Below are 19008 nucleotides of genomic sequence, written 5' to 3'. Positions count from 1 at the left end.
GTCACTCACGGTCACGTTCGGCTTTCAGCAGCTTGAGGCGCGTCTGTCCATCGGGCATGAAGTGGGTGCCGAATCGCACCAGGCCGGCCCGATGCAGTTGACAACTCATGGTAAAGCTGAGCAACATGCCCGGCTCGGTCTCTTCGATCGCAATGCCGATGGATTTCAGCCTCGGCTCGTAGCGCAGCAGCGTCGATTCGATTTCGCGCTTGAGCGTGTGCGTTGAAGCGGGTAGATGCCGGTAGATCCTGGACAGATCGCCAAGCCCATAATCCGGCAGATGCGCCAGGCTGCCGCGCCGACTATTGAGGATGCGCTGGATGTTGTCCCGCACGGACAGGAACGTCTGCGTCGCCGCATCGAAATCGTCGACGGCCACGCCGTTCGCGAAGTAGCCCGTCACCGCTTCAAAGAGGCCCGGCCCGCTCCGTGTCACGCGCGGGCCCCGGTTGTCATTGCTAACTCCTCGAAGTCCAGGCCGATGCCGTCGTCCTCGGAGAACGACAGGCGAATCGATGACAGCGTCTGCTGGCCTGCCATGCGCGCCAGCAGCTCGCGCGACAGTACCGGCAGGATCTGCTGATCGAGCAGGCTGTCGATATTGCGGGCGCCCGAATCGGGCAGCAGGCAGGCCCGCACCAGTTCGGCCACCAGCGTGTCGTCGCACCGCAGTGGCACGCCAAAGCGGCGCGCGATGCGGTCAGCCACCTTGCCGAGCTTCATCCGCACGATCAATGCCATGGCGTCGGCCGACAACGGTCGATAGACAATGGTCTGGAAGCGTGCCAGCAGGGCCGGCTGGAAGTGGTCGACCAGCGTCGGGCGGATCGCCTCCATCAGCATGCCGTTGGCGAGTTCGGCGCCGGCCGCGACGGCGGCGTCGGTTGCCGCCAGAATCTGCTCGCTGCCCAGATTCGAGGTCATCAGGATAACGGTATTGCGAAAGTCGATCACCCGGCCTTCGCCGTCGCGCATGAAGCCGCGATCAAAGACCTGGTAGAACAAATTCAGTACATCACGATGCGCCTTCTCGACCTCGTCGAGCAGGATGACGCTGTAGGGCCGCTGACGGACCGCCTCGGTCAAGACGCCGCCTGCCCCGTAGCCGACATACCCCGGCGGCGAACCCTTCAGCTGCGAGACGGTGTGGGCTTCCTGGTATTCGGACAGGTTGATGGTGACCAGTGAACGCTCACCGCCAAACATCAGGTCGGCCAACGCGCGTGCCGATTCAGTCTTGCCAACGCCCGAAGGCCCCACCAGCAGGAACACGCCCAGCGGCGCTTCCTCGAATTTGAGTCCTGCCTTGGCCGCCCGCAAGCTCTTGCTGAGCGCGGCGAGCGCCTCGTCCTGGCCGACCACGACGTGCCCCAAACGCCTTTCCAGTTCCAGCAGCGTGGCCAGCTCGCTGGACAGCAGGTTGTTGACCGGAACCCCCGTCCAGTCGGCAATCACCTGCGCAATGGCGGTTTCATCCACTTCCGCGTGGATCAGCGCGGCCTGACCACCGTGCCTGGCCAGCATCTCGCGGGCGGCCCGGATCGATGGCGCCAGATCCCGCCGCGCCGACTCGTCGGCGGCGGCTTGCCATTGGGCACGCAACGCAATCAGTGTCTCGGCGGCCCCCTTCTGTTCAGCGAAGGCGCGCGCAAACTGTTCGAGCTCAATGGCGAGCGCATCCAGCCGGGCACCGATGGCCGCCAGTCGTTTGCCGACATCCGCGCCGGTGGTCCCCTGGTCCTGCAGCAGGGCGGTCCGTTCGACCTCCAGCGCCGCGCGTTCCGCCTCGCCGGCAGAGATGGCGACCGGCGTGGCCTCCAGGCTCATGCGCACGCGGGCCGCGGCGGTATCGAGCAGGTCGACGGCCTTGTCCGGCAACTGGCGGCCGGTCAGGTAGCGCCGCGAAAGCCGCACGGCGGCGGCGATGGCGGCATCGGTGATGTGTACGCCATGGTGCCGCGCATACCGCCCCTTCAGGCCGCGCAGCATCAGGCAGGCGCTGTCGTCGTCGGGCTCTTCGACCTTGACCATCTGGAAGCGCCGCTCCAGCGCGGCGTCGCGCTCGAAGTACTGCTTGTATTCGGACCACGTGGTCGCCGCGATCGTGCGCAGCTCGCCGCGCGCCAGGGCGGGCTTGAGCAGGTTGGCGGCATCGGCACCGCCTGCGGTGTTGCCCGCACCGATCAACGTGTGGGCCTCGTCGATGAAAAGCAGCACGGGTGTCGGCGATTGCTGCACGGCCTCGATCACGTTCTTGAGGCGTTGCTCGAACTCCCCCTTGACGCCGGCCCCGGCCTGCAGAAGGCCCAGGTCCAGTGTCAGCACGCTGACGTTCTGTATGACCACAGGGACATCCCCTTCCGCGATTTTGAGCGCAAGGCCTTCGACCAGCGCCGTTTTGCCCACGCCAGGTTCGCCAACCAGGATCGGGTTGTTCTTGCGGCGCCGCGCCAGGATGTCGACCATCTGGCGAATCTCGACGTCGCGGCCGAATACCGGATCGATCTTGCCGTCCCGGGCCTTCCGGGTGATGTCGGTCGTGAAGCGGGCCAACGCCGATGTATCGGCCTGACCGGGCATCGGCCTGGCCGGGGTGGAAGTGACCGGCGCCGGCGACAGCGGGCCGGGAGCCGGTCTGGCCGGCTCGCCAGCGTCGGGAGCGGCTGCCTCGGTCGAGATGTTGTCGAGTTCATGCATCAGCCGCTCTATCTGGATGGCCGATACGCTCAACAGCGGCCAGGCGCCGGGCGCCCGCAGCAGGTGTGGCGTTTCGGCCAGCGCGGCCAGCAGGTGCGCGGAGCGGATTGACGTGGATCCTCCGGGCGCCGCGGCTTCGAGCGATGCGCGCATCCATGCGGCCTCCAGCCACTGGCCGAGGCGTTGTGACAGGCCAGGCTTGCCCCGCAGGTCATGCGGCAGCCGGTCGATGGCGGCGAGCAGCCCGTTCCAGATGCCGTCCACATCGAGTTCATAGCGCCGCAAGATCGCCAGCAGATCGCCGTCGCCCAGCTCCAGCAGCTTGATCAGCCAGTGCTCGACCTCGATGTCCCGGTGGGCACGTGTTTCGCACAGGCTGGCGGCGCCGGTCAGGGCACGGGCGCAATGGTCGTTGAGACGACGCAGAAACGGGGAGAGGTCGCGGGCGGTCATGGGAACGAAGTGGGACGCGGGGTGAAGAAGGGAGCGCGCGGCCCCTGTACCGGGTCCGCGCGAGATGGCAGGCCGGCGGTGGACGCCGGCCACGCGCGTATTACGAGCGCTCGTTCCAGCTGTCGGCGTGGATGATGTTGCCGTCCTTGTACGACCAGGTGATTTTTTCGTAACGCAGTTCGATGTCTTCGAGGTGGTTGTGCTTCTCGAAGGCCGGGTTCTTGATGTCCAGCATCTTCGGCGTGACGCCGACCACCTTCACGTTTTCGAGCTTGGTGTTGAAGTACTCCTTCTCCTTGCCGGCGTCGTCGATCTTGTACCACTTGATCTCCACCGACTTGAGCGTCTGGCCGCTGGTAACGGCCTTGTACAGGTACGGCGTCGAGGCATCGGTTTCCTTGGTAAAGACGACCGGCTTGTGCACGCGCGTGCCAGTCAGCTTGCCGGTGTTGGAATCCGTCGGAATACTGACGGCGTGATCGAAGGCGACCACCTCGACGCTGCCCTCGCGGCCACTGACCGTGACCGAGCCCTTGATATCTGCGCCGCCATCGTCCTTGATCCACATGTATGCGGGAATTGCCATTTTCTTCTTTCTCCTTCTACTGGAATGAACAGGCCGGATGGCCCGAAGTTGCCCGATGGTCACGATCGCCGTCGCGGCAATCGGGGACGAGCGTGATCTCCACGCGTCGGTTGGCGGCACGCCCCGCTTCGGTGTCGTTGGCGGCTTTGGGACGGGTATCGCCATAGCCTTGAATCGCAAATTGGGTCGGCGGCAAGCCGGCCGCATCGGCCAGCCAGTCACGCACTGACGCCGCGCGGGCCTCGGAGAGCTTGAGGTTGCGGCCGGGGCTGCCTGCGGTGTCGGTGTGTCCGGCCACCAGCACGCGCTTGTCCGGGTACGTCTTGATCATCTCCAGCGCGCCGATCAGCACGCGATTCGAACCGGGGTTGAGCGCCGCGCTGCCGCTCCTGAAGAGCGACAGGCTGTCCAGCTCGATGGTAGATGGCGGCGGTGCCGGCGGTCGATACGCGGCGATCAGGGCATTGAGCGGCGCCAGCAGTCCGGCGCCACGATAGAAACCCAGGCCAAGGCGCGGCGGTATGCCACCGCGTTCGTATTGATCAAGTTCGTCGCGATCGCGCTTGATGGCCTGCAGTGCATCGACACGGGCCGCGTCGTGCTCCGGTCCGATGGCGCGATAGCGCGCCATATCGCCCACCACGCGCGCCACCAAGGCACGGTTCTGCCAGGCGGAGGCCGCGGCTGCGGCGCAGAAGGCCAGCGCGAGCCAGGCAAAGGCGTGGGCAATGGCGCTCGGCAGCGCCCGCCGCACGGGCTGCCGGGCGATGCCCCGGATCAGGGCATCCGGCAGCGGGTAGCGTGCACGGCGGCCGTCCCTGGCGATGCGGGTAAGCCCGGTCGCTTGCTCAATGAAGCGGGCATGCAACGAATCCGCGGCGGGGATGCCCTCGGTAGCGGTCACGCCGAACGCTACAACACGCACCTGATGGCTGCCGCGCTGGCTATCGAGCAGCGCCGGGAGCAAGGCGCCGCAGGCCCAGCGCGCCAGGGCATCGAGCCGTGCCGCGCGATGCATGCGGGCCTCGCGATCTGCCGGCAGCGCGGCCTGTGCGTGCTGCAGGACGCGTGCGGCAATCAGGGCGGCAATCAGGGCGGGCAGTCTATCGCCTTGCAGCACTCCGGTACCGGAGATGCCGAACCAGGGACAATCGTCCGGGGCACCGTTGCTTCGGGCGACTTCTTCCGCATACACCGCGATGCAGACCGGCAGGCCGTAGCCAACCCCACGGCCGGCCTCGCCGATCGCTGAGCGCCAGCGCCGAAGCCCGGCATTCAGCGCGGCCGCGTCGCGAGCCTGGTCGGCGCCGATCAGGTAGGCGACAGCATCCGGACCCTGCCCTTCGCGCCAGCGCTTGAGGGCGTCAGCCACATGTGCCAGCCGGGACGGGTCATCGACGCGCACCCAGATCGCTGCGTCCGTGGTTCGGACCAGATCCTCGCCAAATGCTAGCGGCAGAGCACCCGACGTGTCCCCAATGGCCATCACCAGCGGTGTATTGCGCCGGATATCACAGGGCAGCCCATCCAGCGACGCATCGATGGCTTGCAGCACCGGCTGCGAAGCGCGCTGCCGCGCGCGCACCCGGCGCGTGGCAGCAATGATCGCCAGAAGCGCCAGCCCGATCGTGAAGGCAGCGAGCAGGAGGCTCCATGCCGCCGGCCATGGCGAACTGAACGCCAGCCAGGCCAGCGCGAGCGCCGCGATCCAGCCGACGAGTGTGCGGTAGGGGTAGCCGGTCACGAACACCCTTTCAGCCGACGAGCCGGGCGATCGCGGTGACCAGCCACCGGTCCAGCGCGAGGTAGACGAGGCCAGTGACGGCACAGGCGCTCACCACCCAGGCGAGCGGCGTCAAATGACCGCGCCATCGGCGCGCGTTGCCGTCTGTCACCAGCACCGGGCCGTCCGACTTAAGCCCTCCGGCCCGATCCAGGCGTTCATCGATAGCGTGCATCAGCGCGATACGTGCGGCGGCGCCGTCCAGCGCGAACCTGCCCTGGAAACCCAGCCCCAATACCACGTGGAAAACAGCGAGCAGCGGCAGCACTGGCCGCGCCTCACCCAGGCGCCGCTCGATGCGAGCGATAAGCGCTTCCCCGGCATCGTGACTCTGGAACTCCCGAACCTGCAGGGGCTCGCGTTCCCACGCGCCGCGATCTTCGCCGGGCAGCCTGCCCAGTGCGACTTCGTCCAGCAAAGCGCATTGGGCATAGATGGCGTCCTCGACGACATCGGCCGGCTGGCCGGCCTCCAGGAATTCCTCGCGCAAGCGGGAAACCTGCTCGACGCATTTCGCGCGGAATGCTTCGAAGCGCGTAGGCTGATCGTCATCGGCGAGCGTGGTGACGGTCAAGGCCGTGTCGCGCAAGGCGAGCGGCAGAATCAAGATGGAGTTCGTCATGCCGGCAAAACTGCGTAGAGTTCAAGTGATACGTCCGGCAGCGACGCAGGAACGTAGAACTGGCAGGCGCGCGCGGCCAGCATGCGCCTGAACGCCGGGTGCGCGCCATCCAGCGCAAAATACTGGTTCTCGATGCGCACGGGGATGGCTGCAGGCACGCGCGACATGGCGCGCAGCGGGATGCCGGTCAGCGCGGAGTTGACGATCTGCTCCACCTCGTCCGGCGCGCCCGCCTTGCACAGGCGTGGCAACTGTTCGAGCAGCGCGTGGGCGGGGAGTCCCGCCTGGACGGACAGGTAGTATTCGGCGCCTTCGACCAGGCGCTCGTCGAGGATCTTGCCGACCCAGACGGTGGGCCGCAGGCGCTCCAGCGCAACAGGTACCACCCGTGACGGGATCACCGTGTCGAGCAAGGTACGAATCAGCGATTCCAGTTCCTCGAACACGGGCTCCGGCGCGAGGTGGTCGTAAGGCGGGATGGCCTGCAGGGTCTCCGTGGTGGAAAACGTCAGCAGTGATCCGGCCAGACGGGCAAGGACGCCGTAGAGCCGCTCGGGATGCTGCTGCGGCACGGCGCACAGGCGAGCCAGTTCCGGCCACGTACTGTTGACGCTGTGCAGCAGCCAGAACAACGCCACATCGGCAACCGCGTAATCGGCGATCTGGTCGGATCGTTCGCGGCGGCGCACCGACAGGCTCGCGCTCTTGGCGCTGAGTATTTCGGAGAGCCGCATCATGCGGCCGGTGAGCCGCTCACTTGCCGACAGGAAAAGGCAAGGCGGCACAAAGGCCGGATCGGCCTCGAAGCGCCCCTGGGGCGTCCGCACTAGCCGAGCGACCGCGCAGCTCACATAGTCATCGTGCGATTCGTAATCGAACAGCAGCGCCAGCGCATGCCGCTCAACGCTGATCTCTTCCTTGCCTTCCCCATGCAGGTCGGCGACTTCCAGATATTCGCGCACGAAGCGGCGCGGCCGGGCGGGCCGTTCCCCGGCTTCGATGCAGTTGCCGCCTTGCGCATCGATCAGCGGCAGACCGATCCCCACGACCACCGCGTCGATGTGCGCCGGCACGTCGGCCAGATTGCGTGCGGCTGGCGTGCGGTCCGCCGTCTCGGTATCGATCACCGTTCCGTCCGGCAGCCTGAGCGCCAGCGTACTGACCACCAGACGGTGAATGGACAGGGCCTGCTGGTCAAGGGCAACCCGCACTGTGCCCCACGGATCGGGACTGGCAAGGCGCGCGACGTGCTCGTCGGCATATCGGTCCCATTGCGCCTGTTGCTGGAAATGCTGCGGGGTCATGAAAATTCCCTGCGCCCACAGCGGTCTTGTTATCTTCATCGTGATCGGCTGGTACGTGGAAAGGCCCTATCCGCATGGGAGCGCCACGTCGAGACTGACGGTTGCTGGTCAGTTCTTCGCTTTCGGCATCTGCGAAACAAGCGACAAATTGATGTCCATGCCTTCAATCTGGAAGTGGGGCACGATGAAAAGCTTGATGCGGAAGAAACCCGGGTTGTCCTCGATATCCTCGACGACCACCTTGGCCTCCCGCAGCGGATGGGAGGCCTGCAGCTCATCGCCCGGATCGGTCATCTCGGTCACGAGCGTCTTGACCCAGGTGTTCAGCTCCAGTTCCAGCAGGCGGCGGTCCTTGGTGGTACCGATGTTCTCGCGCTGAATCAGCTTCAGGTAGTGGGCAATACGCGAGAGCAGGAAGATATACGGCAGGCGCGCATTGATGCGGCTGTTGGCGGTGGCTTCCTTGGTGTCGTAGAGCGTCGGCTTCTGGGCGGAGTGGGCGGAGAAGAAGCATGCGAAGTCATGGTTCTTGTAATAGGACAGCGGGATGAAGCCCAGATTGGCGAACTCGAACTCGCGCGTTTCCGGAATCAGCACCTCGGTCGGGATCTTGGCCTGGTTGCCCGTGCCCAGGTCATACAGGTGGATCGGCAGGTCCTCGACCAGGCCGCCGGCCTGCGGGCCACGAATCTGCACGCACCAGCCGTTCTTGATGAAGCTCTGCACCATGTTCGTGGCGAACGCGAACGAGGCGTTGGCCCACAGGTAGCGGGTGTGATCCGGGCCCTTGACCGCCTCGGTGTAGTTGAAGGCGCGCACCGGCACGGTTTCGGGCCCATAAGGCAGCCGCGCCAGGAAGTTCGGCAGCGTCAGGCCGATATAGCGCGCATCGTCCGACTCGCGGAAGCTCTTCCACTTCAAGTACTCGGCGCGATCGAAGTAGTTGCCGATATCGCGGATGCTGGCTACCTCCTCCATGGATTCCTTGCCGAAGAAAGCCGGCGAGACGGAACCGATGAATGGCATGTGCGCCGCGGCGGATACCTTGGAGATATTGCGCAGTAGCGCGATATCCTGCGGGCCGCGGTCGAACGCGTAGTTCGAGATGATCGAGCCAATCGGCTCGCCACCCGGCGTGTCGTACTCCTGGATGTAGGTGTGCAGGTACAGGCCGCTCTGGATGACCTCGGGGGTGTCCTCGAAATCCTGGCGCAACGCATCTTTCGAGACGTCCAGCACTTCGATCTTGACGTTCTTGCGGAAGTCGGTCCGATCGACGAGGAACTTGAGGCCGCGCCAGGCCGATTCGATCTGCTGGAACGTCTCGTTGTGCATGATCGCGTCCAGCTGGCGGCTGATTTGCTGATCGAGGTGCTCGATATGGAAATCGAGCAGGCTCTTGTCAAGGCGGTCCACCTGCTGCGACGAGTCCTGGATCATCTTCAGGAACACGCTCATCGCCTGGGCGACGCGTTCATCCAGCGACGATTCGGAGAGCGCATCGGCGCTCTGGAAGGACTCCACCGGGCGCGTGGTCCTGACCGGCGTCAGGTTGATCTTCTCGCACAGGGATTCGTAGACGCTCTTGCCCGGCGAGTCCAGGACAACGGTATCTGCTTCGCTATTGCCGCGTGCGGCGATCTCATGCTTCGTCATGGGGTTCACTCCTCGTGGAACGGCGCTTATTGGACGGACGGGGAAGCCGGCGCGGCCTCCCCGATCTTCTGCAGATCGGCACGCAGGCGCTCGGACAAGGCCGGGTCCTTGAGGATTTTTTCCAGTTCGCGGCGGAACATCGCGTTGTCGAGCAGGTTCGACTTCAAGTCGCGCAGCAGATTGCGGGCCGCCATCAGCGCGCGCAATTCAGGCACCTTCCCGGCGACGACTTCCGGCTTGAAGTCGTCCATCGAGCGGAAGTCCAGATCCACCGGCAGCTCGGTGCCGTCGCCGATCAGGGTGTTCTCGACGGCGATCCTTGCCTTCGGGTTGAAGTCGGCGAGAACAGAATTGAAGTTGTTCTTGTTGATGGACACCTTCTCACGCTCGGCAAGTGCCCGCGTGTCCTGACCGCTGCTGTAGTCCCCCATCACCAGCAGCTTGAGCGGCAATTCGACCTTCTTCTGCGCGCCACCGGTATGCAAATCGAGCTTGATATTGACCCGTGCCTTGGGCACTTCGTTCTGGAAACTCTCAGCCATCGCTTGTTCCTTTTCTTATCTCTGATTTAAACGTTTTCCAATTCTTGCGACAACGATCAGTAAGGCAATCCGCCGTAATTAGTAGCATGGAGGTCTACGCGAGATATATAGGACCAGTACGAATTTGCCAAAAAAGTGCGAAATATTTTTAAAGTGTCAAAAAGGTATTTCTGTCACCTGAAAAGCCGTTTAGAGTTCTGCGTCAAGGTCGATCACGCTGACAACGGAGCGAAAACCATGACGGATCCGGTTGCACAACTGCGGGCATACGGCACTGCGCTGCTCAAGGAATTGACCGGGCGCCAGGCGTACTTCCTCGAGGTGCCTGCCGCGGCCAGCGCCGCCGCCCTGTCGGTGGTGTCATTCGAAGCGGTGGAGCGGATGGGCGAGCCGTACACCGTCACCATCCAGCTGACGCACCCCTTGCCGCTTGAGCGCGCCGACTATCTCGGCAAGGATGCGACGTTCCTGATCGATCCTGCCGATGGCACGGAGCCGCGCAAGTTTGCAGGCTGCATCACGCGCTTTAGCCAGACCAAGCAGACCCACGACTTCAGCAGCTACGAGATCGTGGTCGAGCCGCTCGTCGCGCGGCTGCAACTCACGCGCGCGAGCCGCGTCTACCAGAACAAGACTGGCCCGCAGATCATCGAGGCGATCCTGCGCCGGCATGACCTGAAAGGCCACCAGTTTGTCTTCAAGACGCGCCGCGAGTATCCGCAGCACAAGTTCCGCCTCCAGTACCAGATGTCCGACTGGGCCTACATCCGGCTGCTGATGGAGCAGGAAGGGCTCTACAGCTACTTCATCCCGGGCAAGTTCGGCGAGATGGTGGTGTTTGGCGACGACATTGACCACTACATTTACCTGCCGGAATTGCGGGTGCTTTACCGCGAAACGGCAGGGCTGGAGTCCGGCGCCGAGGCCGTGACCGATATCAAGACCCATGCGCAGACGGTGCCGGAATCGGTCCGCGTCGCGGACTACAACCCCGACCAGTCCTGGGAGCGTATCCAGGCCGAGGCGAACATCGCCCGCAAGGACAAGACGACCTACGGCCAGTCCTACGTCTTTGGGAGCCATCACCTGGACAAGGACGGCGCCAAATGGGAGGCCCAGTTGCGCCACGAGGCAGCAATCGCCTGGCAGGTGGTCTACGAGGGTGAGAGCAATGTGCTGGACGCACGCCCGGCGCGCATCCTGCGCATGGACCGCGTCCTGCCGGATGCGCCCAACGGGCAGGTGATCATCGAGGTACGCCACAGCGGCGCGCGCGACCAGGCCTACCGCAACACCTACAAGGCGATCCCGTCCGACCGGCGCTTCCGGCTGCCGCTCGCCGAAGACAAATGGCCCAAGATACACGGCACGCTGAGCGCCCGCGTGACCTCGCCGGGCCAGTACAAGTACGCCTACCTGACCCAGGTGGGCCACTACACGGTCCGCTTCGATCTAGACTTCGATGCATGGCCAAAGGGCAGCGAGAGCGTGCCGTTGCGCCTCGCCAAGGCGTTCGCCGGCGCGCTGCAGACGGGCTTCCACTTCCCCGTGCTCGACGGCACCGAGGCCGCCATCGCATTCCGCGACGGCAACCCGAACAAGCCCTATATCGCGCACTTGCACCACAACAGCCAGCACGTCGACCTGATTACCAGCCAGGACCGGTTGCTGTCGCGCAATGTCATCCACACGCAGAGCGGCAACACGCTCGAGCTGGAAGACTGGGAGGACGAGGAGCACGTACAGCTTTCCACCGAGCATTCGGGCAAAAGCCAGTTGACGCTGGGGCATATGGTCAACGGCGAACGCAAGAAGCGCGGCGAGGGATTTGAGCTGCGCACCTCTAGTTGGGGAGCGATCCGCGGCGGCAAGGGGCTGTTCATTTCGGCGGATGACCAGCCGAAGGCAAGCGGAGAGCAGCTTGCCATGTCAGATGCCGAAGATACGCTGCGGCAAGCCATGGACATGATGCGCAGCCTCAACGATTCCGCAAATGCCGCTAAAGCGTGGCTTGCGGAGATCGACCAGCAGCGCGCCTTGATCGAGCAGACCCTTACGCAGCTCAAGGCGCCTGCGATTCTCGCCAGCGCCCCGAAAGGCATCGGCATTGCCAGTGGTCGAGACATGCAGATCGCCGCAGGCAAGCAAATCTTCATGACAGCTGGCGGCGGCCTGGACATCGGGGTAATGAAGCGCATCACCGCCGCAGCCGGCGAGGCCATCTCCTTGTTTGCGGCGAAGCTGGGTATCCGGATCTTCGCGGCAAAGGGCAAGGTGCAAATACAAGCCCAAGGCGATGCACTGGAGCTGATGGCCTTCAAGAATGTTGTTGTCAGCTCCTCGACTGGCGAGGTCATGATCACCGCCACGAAGGGCATCACGCTCGGCGATGGCGCGGGCGCATACATCCGGATTGCAAACGGGAAGATCGAACTCGCCAGCCCCATCGGGGACGTCAACGTCAGGGGCAACTTGCGTACCGATGACCCTGCTGGCGGCAGCTTTGTCTTTCCCGCTTGGGAGACCGCCCCGCTGCAAGACGTGAAGCACAACATGAAGTTCGGGTTCTCTGAATAAGTAGGCCATGGCAACGACGACACCGCAGCAGCCGGCCAAGACGCCGGTGAAGAAGCTGAACTTTGCATACCCGTTCCGCAAGGCTTCCGAAGTCCCCGGCAAACCGTCGGCCGACTTTGCGGACCAGCACGAATTTCACCGGCTGCTGCGCAAAGAGCCTGGTGGCGCATACGCCGTCAGCCGGAAAGGACTGTGGCACGGCGGCATCCACATCACTGACGCAGGCGCCGGTCAGTCACTCGACCTCAAGCATGGCGTGCGCTGCATGGCCGACGGAGAGGTGGTTGCCTGGCGCGTCAACCGGACCTACCTGTTCAGCGAAATCCCGGCGCAGGGTGACAAGCCAGCATTCAGCGCCTACTCCAGCACGGGCTTCGCGCTGGTGCGCCACGTGATGGAGTTTCCGAAGGACAACACGCTGCCCTTCTTCAGCTTGTACATGCACCTGCAGGACTTCGCCAGTTACGAAGCGGACAAGGCATTGCCACGGCCTTCGTACTGGACAACGTGGCTCCGGGTCACGGAAGCCGCCAGCGACAAGCCCGATGCCAGTGCGAGTGGGGTGGGCGCTCCTGCCGAGCAAACCGGATTGCGCGTCCGCACCTCCAAGCCAGGCGGAACGATCCTCGGCATTCTGCCTCGTGGGGCGCAGTTCAGTCTTCTGAAGCGGGAGGGCAACTGGGGCCAGATCGAAGCCGTGCATGTGTCGGCGCTGGTCCCGCCGAAAGTAGGCGGGTATGTCGCGCCGGAGGCTGCAGAGAAGCGGTGGATCTATCTCGGCAAGGAGAACGGGGCTTACGTCGTCGAGACTGTCATGCCTGATACCTCGCTGGATCGCGTGGTCGCACCACTCAAGCCGGTGCCAATCAACGCGGGCGATCTCATCGGCCACATCGGACGGTTCGATTCGCTCAGCGAACGTGTCTCCGCCCGCATGGTCCACCTCGAGATGTTCTGCGACGACAGCATCCAGTCGTTCATCGAGACGAGCCGCGCATGGGTGACCGAGAACGGCGCCAAGCCGAAAGCGTGGGAGCAATTGGCGCTGCCAGCCGACCCCACGATTCTACGGATCGACCGGCGGACGACGCTCTACGAGAACCCGAACCAGCAAGGCCAGGACGCTCCTCTGACCGATGTTGTCCAGGCGTACACCCTGGCGGAACTCGGCCAGCATACCGAGAAGCCTTACACCGAGACCAGTGAGGGCAGTGACGGCGAGAAGATGCGCTGGTGGAAAGTTGACAGCGCGGACGTACGTCGCCAAGCCATCACCGGCTGGGTGCGCGAGCAAAATTTCGCGGGTGGACGGATCTCGCGCGAGTTCGCGCAGAGGTGGGTGGACTTCGAGGTCCTGCATGACCCGCACGATTCCACCCACACCATCTTTGCTTCGACGCAGGCGTACATCGACTACTCGACCGGCGCAGACGTTCCGAACACCGGCGCCATCGACAAAATCAGTCCGTTGATGCAAGCCGTTTGTCGGCAGCTATATGCGACCGGCGACGGCAGCCAGGCGGCGAATGACCTTTGCGTCGCCTCCCAGGACGCGTGGGCAGCAATGCGGGCATCGCGGCTCATTGTCAAGCATGAGAGCGAGTGGGCGAATCCGGACAAGTGGACGCAACTCATTACGGAGATCGAGAAAAAGGCCGGGCCGGATGAGGCTCGTGAGGCTGAGCGCAAGCGTATCCAGGCGTTGGCCTGGTGGGATGCTGTGAAGGAAGATTTCCCCGCCCTTCCGGCTCCGCAGGTCTTTCATATTCATCCGATTGGATTGGTAGGCAATTTCGGTAAAGGAAGATTTCAGTTTACCCTGCCCATGATGCAGAGGCTGTTTCCCCACGCAAACCGCGACGCACTCCAAGAGGTAGCGGATGAACTCAATGCTCATCTTCAAGCCTACAAACTCGACACACCACTTAGACGAACACATTTTTTTGCTCAAGTGATGCAGGAAACAGGCTCCTCGCTTACCCGCGAAGAGGGCTTTATCTGGAAAGCCAGTTCGTTAATAGCAACGTTTTCATATTTCCATCATCATCCCGATCAGGCGAACGCGCACGGCTACCATCACGTAAGGCCAATCAAGGCGGATGGCACAAGTATGAATCAAGCTGACTTTGAAGCCATCGCTAACGGCGCATATGGCGGACGTGCTGAATTGGGTAACGGAACCTACGTTAGCGGGGATGGTTGGCGATACCGAGGGCGAGGCCTCAAGCAGCTTACCGGGCGGGCCAACTACAGAGCTTTCGCCAGATGGCATGCGGCTCTACAAAATGAATGGCCTCATGAGATTATTGACTTTGAAACAAATCCAGATCTACTCGTTCAACCTAAGTACGCTGCAAGATCCGCTGCTTATTTCTGGGTCGACAGAAATCTACCGGAAAAGGCAGATCAAGGAGAAGCTGCTGCACAGAAACTGATGGAAAAGTGATCTCCATCTGCGCGTCGGGAAACACATCTCCAGATAATGGATACGTTCAATATAGATTTGGCAGAATTGGTGAAATTGAGCTTGAATTTCCAAAAAAACCGTATCCGCCTCGGAGATGGTTTTCCATAAGCGATATATCGGAAGGGAATGTTGTGTATACGCATTTGAAATTTAGTTCAGGACGGTATCATTATGTATTGTATCAAGGTTCTCCAAGTGGGCTTTATATAAAGCGGGATCGGAAGTTGATTTCGAACCGAACCTGCGATCCTGTAACTTATCAGCCGATTAGCCCTCGAGCACTTAGGGGTATCAAAACAGTTGCGCCGATAGACGGCATAGATAACTGAGTTGCGATATCAAACATGCGAAGACGACGGAGAAAGATGCGGTGGACAGATTCTTATGGATCTCAGTCTCCATGGATAAAGTTCAATATAACATTGAAATATATTGCGATTATGAAAGTTTCTCTATTTTTATCTATTTCTAATGCGAAAGATAGTACGAGAGGGGCTCAAACGGTTATTTTGCGGAGAATAAAAATATCATTGAAAATAGCGAGATGACAGGGATCGATGGCTATGTTGAGCACCGGCCATCTACTTTTCGCCTGAAAACTGCCCGCGACGTCAAGAATTTCCTTCGGCAGATGAGGTGAATGGTGCGCAATGCGTCGATTTAGGCGAAAAGGAGCGTTTGACTTCGGTGGTTCTTAATAAGAATAAATTAATTAATTTTTTGGAATTTTTTAAACTTATGAAAGAATTAGCTTACGAAGACGACGATACGAGTCACGGCGGCAAGATCCTGTCGGGATCGGATCGCATTCGGGTCCGGGGGAAACGTGCCGCGCGGATCGGCGATATCGTGTCGTGTCCGATTCACGGCGACAACAAGATCGTGGAAGGCGGGCATGGCATGACGGACGCAGGCGTGCCGCTTGCGCGCGACGGGGACCGCACCCAGTGCGGCAGTCTTCTCATTGCTCGCTGGCGCGGCGCGACGGTCCGATAAATGGCCATCGATTTTCAGCGGGTACCGCCCAGAGCCACGGTGCCAGACCTGCCGCGCCCGTCGGTCGCTTGGTGGACGTTCCTGTTCGTCGCCATCGTGGGTGGGGGCGCCGGGTTGGTCCTCTACCTCTGGCCAGCGACAAAGCCGACAAACACCTTCTGGTTCTGGCTCTGCGTCATCGGCTATCCCGTCGCTGCCTGGGCCTTTCTGTGGAGCGTCACCATGGCCAGCGCGTATGCGCGGCGCAGCGACGCCATGGCTGTCAACCGGGCGAGCGACGCCGAGGAACGGGACTGCCATGTGCACGCCAGCAAGCCACTTGCGATTCTGGCCCATGCGTGGTGCTTTTCCGCCGACGATGCGGAGAACGGAGTTGACGGCGTTGCAAGCGGGCGCGTGCAAGTGACTGCCCGGCCAAGTGCGGCATACCCGGAAACGGACGTGATAGCCCGCTGGATCGCGATACCCGAAAAGCCGTTCTACCCTGGCAATGAACTCTCGGAACACTCCAGGCATAGAGTCGTCACTGACTGGCTGCTTGACCGCCTGCTCCGCCCCGTCATTGCGAGTCTGGCGTCCTTGCCGGTGCAGACCCGGCTACGTGTACGTCTCGTTTCTGCGTCATCCGTGGAAGCGGATGAGATCAGCGCACGACTTGAAGCCAAGATTCTGGCGCACCTCCCGAATCTGTCCGTCGCCGCTACAGCCGATATGGATCATCTGTCGCTGTTTGATGTCGATGCCTGGGCAGATCGCATGCCCGCGAACGAGGTCTTGGTGCCGCGCTGCACTTGCACCGTCCTGCCAAGGACAGCGCACCGTTCACCTCGGACGCCGTGGCATGGGCAATGCGTTGGGGGCGAACCAGCGCCGAGAGCATTGGTGCAGTTTGGGAACACGCCCTTTCCGATGAAGTGGTCACGCAGCTGAAGTCATCATCGCCCTTGGGCAATGCCGTCAGATGGGTGAATCTAGCGAAGACCATCGGTAACTGTGGCAGTGCAGGCGCATGGCTCGCGACTGTCCTCGCTGCCGAGAATGCCGCGCTGTCCGCCCAATCGCAACTCGTCCTCACCCAGGAAGGCGATCAGTGCATCGCCCTCGTGTGCCGCAAATCATCATGAATGAATATCAGCCACAGCCGGTGGCACGCTATCTCTGTATCGCGATACTGATCCTCTTTGTCGCAGTCGGCCTCGCGGTTTGGTTCGAGGGGCCGGGCCAGGGGCTGTCGCTCCAGCAGGTCAAGCTCTTCGAAATCGCCTTGTCGATCGGGTGCATTGTGTCGCTGCTGCTGGCCCGGTACTACGAATGGTTGGCGCTGAAGATTCAGTTGCTGCGCGCCAGGCTGTGGGTGGCCAACTACGATGCCAGCAAGCCGGGCGGGGCTGCGACGGCGGGCGGCGCCGAGTTGGCGGTGCGTCCCGAGCAACTGGCCACAATACGCGATGCGCTGCACGCACATCATGGTTGGGGCTGGCGCTACCGCCAGCCCTGGCTGCTGCTCACCGGCGACGATGCTGCCATCGCTCGACTGTTACCCGAACTGGTCGAACAAGGTTGGCTGATCACCCCCGATACGGTGCTGCTGTGGAACAAGTCCGGGCAGAATGGCCAGCCGGATACGGACTGGCTGAGGCAACTCTACAAGCTGCGCCGCCGCCGTCCGGTGGACGCTGTGGTCCTGACCACCGACGGCACGGCAGACCTGTCGTCACAGCGCCGTGTCACTCACCCCTACAGCATTGTCCTGGCGCGCCTCGCCGAGGTGCTGCGCTGGTCCCGCAACGCCGAGGACACCGTCTACCGGGGCGTGATCCAAGCCTTTGGGGAGAACGGGGGCAGCAAGTATCCGGACCAGACCCTGGCGGCGCTGACCGCCGGCACCGATACCCGGGGGCTGTTCCGCTCCGCCGCCGTCGTGCCCGGTATCTTTACCCGCCAGGCCTATGAGGGCTATGTGGCTCCCGCGATCGAGCAGGCGGCCAAGCGCACGGAAATCGCCAATGACTGGGTGCTGACCGACGGCAAGCCGCAACAAGCGCAACAAGCACAGCAAACGGCAGGCCGCTCGGCCGAAGCCCTGCAGGCGGCTCTCACCGAGCAGTACTTCGCCGACTATGCGGAGCGCTGGCAGGGCTTCATGAACAGCCTGCAATGGGAACCGGCGCCGACCTTGCCGGCGGCGATCGATCAACTCAAGCTGATGGCGCGACGCGCGCCAGTCGCCGGTGATCGCGCTGATGAAGTCGCTCGAATACCAGGGCGGCGCCGGCGCGCGCAAGGACACGCTGTCCGATACGCTGGTGGCCAAGGCGCAGGACCTGCTGGGCAAGAAGGAGACCGCACCCGAGGTGGCGAAGCCGGACGCCGCGGGGCCGCTCGGTGCGGCCTTTGGCCCGGTGCTGCGGCTGGTGGCGCAGGGCCAGGCCGCCGGTGCCAACCCGGGCGCCAATGGTGATCTGAGCCTGCAGCGGTTCCTTGACCGCGCCACGGCACTGCGCTTGCGCCTGCAGCAGGTCAGCAACAGCGCCGATGCCGATGCGCAGGCCCGGCAAATGGCGCAGGCGCTGTTCCAGGGCAAGGGCTCGGAACTCGCCGACACCCAGGCCTATGCCCAGCTGATGGCGGCCAGCCTCGGCAGCCAGTGGGCGGGCATGGGCGAGGCGCTGTTCGTGCGGCCCATCGTGCAGGCGACGCAGACGGTGCTGCAACCGGCGCAGGCGAGCCTCAACGAGGCCTGGCGGCAAAGCATCGCGATGACGTGGGGCCGCTCGTTCGCCGGACGCTATCCGTTTGCCGACAGCGCCAACGATGCGTCGTTGCCCGAACTGGCGCGCTTCCTGCGCCCGCAAAGCGGCCTGATCGGCGCGTTCCTCGGCACGCAGCTGGCGGGCGTGCTTGAACTGCAGGGCGATCAGTGGCTGCCGGCAGCCAGCGGCGGGCAGGCACAGGCCTTCGATCCCGCCTTCCTCAATGCGATCAACGCCTTGCAGCGCATTGCCGCGCACCTGCTGGCGCAGGGCGAGCCCCGGTACCGCTTCGAGTTCAAGCCGATCCCGACCCCGGGCCTGACCGACACGGTGCTAACGCTGGACGGGCAAAAGCTGCATTACTACAACCAGCGCGAGACCTGGCAGGCGATGACCTGGCCGGCCAGCAACCTGCAGGACCCGGGTACCCGGCTGCAGTGGCAGACCGAGACGGCGGGCACCAGCAAGCACTACGAGTTCGGCGGCCGCTGGGGACTGGTGCGGATGCTGGAGCGGGCGCATGTCGAGCCGGTCGACAGCGCGAACTACCAGTTGACGTGGCAAGCGAGGCC

12 protein-coding genes and 1 pseudogene are annotated in these 19008 nt (G+C 63.0%); 5 read left to right on the top strand and 8 right to left on the bottom strand.

The features are described from left to right. Window position 1: 1 nt before the first annotated feature. The 8 genes from tssE to tssB all read right to left on the bottom strand — a co-directional run bounded on the left by tssE (window position 2) and on the right by tssB (window position 9643). Window positions 2–436 carry a type VI secretion system baseplate subunit TssE gene (gene tssE, locus OR16_RS24965; RefSeq protein WP_043420989.1) on the bottom strand — a complete coding sequence of 145 codons (435 nt, stop codon included), beginning with the start codon at window positions 434–436 and terminating at the stop codon, window positions 2–4. Then, on the bottom strand, window positions 433–3150 hold the full coding sequence (gene tssH, locus OR16_RS24960) for a type VI secretion system ATPase TssH (protein WP_006160968.1): 2718 nt from the start codon (window positions 3148–3150) through the stop codon (window positions 433–435). The genes tssE and tssH overlap by 4 nt, the downstream gene beginning before the upstream one ends. 100 nt (window positions 3151–3250) lie before the next feature. Next, window positions 3251–3736, bottom strand: coding sequence for an Hcp family type VI secretion system effector (locus OR16_RS24955; protein WP_006160967.1), 486 nt, complete (start codon window positions 3734–3736; stop codon window positions 3251–3253). 16 nt (window positions 3737–3752) lie between these two features. Beyond that, window positions 3753–5480: an OmpA family protein gene (locus tag OR16_RS24950; RefSeq protein ID WP_043421004.1), complete on the bottom strand. Its 1728-nt coding sequence runs from the start codon at window positions 5478–5480 to the stop codon at window positions 3753–3755. A 10-nt stretch (window positions 5481–5490) separates the two neighbouring features. Continuing rightward, entirely contained in the window at window positions 5491–6141 is a 651-nt protein-coding gene (locus OR16_RS24945; RefSeq protein WP_006160961.1) for a DotU/TssL family secretion system protein, read from the bottom strand. Next, window positions 6138–7484, bottom strand: a complete 1347-nt coding sequence (gene tssK, locus OR16_RS24940; protein WP_081488880.1) for a type VI secretion system baseplate subunit TssK — start codon at window positions 7482–7484, stop codon at window positions 6138–6140. Before tssK ends, OR16_RS24945 begins: the two co-directional genes overlap by 4 nt. A 69-nt stretch (window positions 7485–7553) precedes the next feature. Further along, complete coding sequence (tssC, locus tag OR16_RS24935; RefSeq protein WP_006160958.1) at window positions 7554–9101, bottom strand: type VI secretion system contractile sheath large subunit; 1548 nt, start codon at window positions 9099–9101, stop codon at window positions 7554–7556. A 26-nt stretch (window positions 9102–9127) separates the two neighbouring features. Further along, a complete protein-coding gene (gene tssB, locus OR16_RS24930; protein WP_006160956.1) occupies window positions 9128–9643 on the bottom strand; it encodes a type VI secretion system contractile sheath small subunit in 516 nt (171 codons plus the stop codon). Between the two features lie 237 nt (window positions 9644–9880). Between tssB and OR16_RS24925 the strand changes: the two genes are divergently transcribed. The 5 genes and pseudogenes from OR16_RS24925 to OR16_RS48400 form a co-directional block, all read left to right on the top strand. Next, window positions 9881–12220 (top strand): type VI secretion system Vgr family protein, encoded by a 2340-nt coding sequence (locus tag OR16_RS24925; RefSeq protein ID WP_006160954.1) that lies wholly within the window; start codon window positions 9881–9883, stop codon window positions 12218–12220. 7 nt (window positions 12221–12227) lie between these two features. Further along, entirely contained in the window at window positions 12228–14666 is a 2439-nt protein-coding gene (locus OR16_RS24920; protein WP_006160952.1) for a glycoside hydrolase family 19 protein, read from the top strand. Window positions 14667–15323: 657 nt separating this feature from the next. Then, entirely contained in the window at window positions 15324–15683 is a 360-nt protein-coding gene (locus tag OR16_RS24915; RefSeq protein ID WP_337459871.1) for a PAAR domain-containing protein, read from the top strand. Then, the gene (locus tag OR16_RS24910; RefSeq protein WP_006160950.1) at window positions 15684–16613 is read left to right on the top strand and encodes a hypothetical protein; all 930 of its coding nucleotides are present in this window, start codon (window positions 15684–15686) and stop codon (window positions 16611–16613) included. It begins immediately after the preceding gene. An 853-nt stretch (window positions 16614–17466) separates the two neighbouring features. Next, window positions 17467–19008 (top strand): annotated as a pseudogene (locus OR16_RS48400) (ImcF-related family protein); the annotation flags it as partial.

Origin of the sequence: Cupriavidus basilensis OR16, from assembly GCF_000243095.1 — a bacterium.
Lineage (GTDB): Bacteria > Pseudomonadota > Gammaproteobacteria > Burkholderiales > Burkholderiaceae > Cupriavidus > Cupriavidus basilensis_D.
This window is presented reverse-complemented; position numbering and strand designations above follow the sequence as displayed.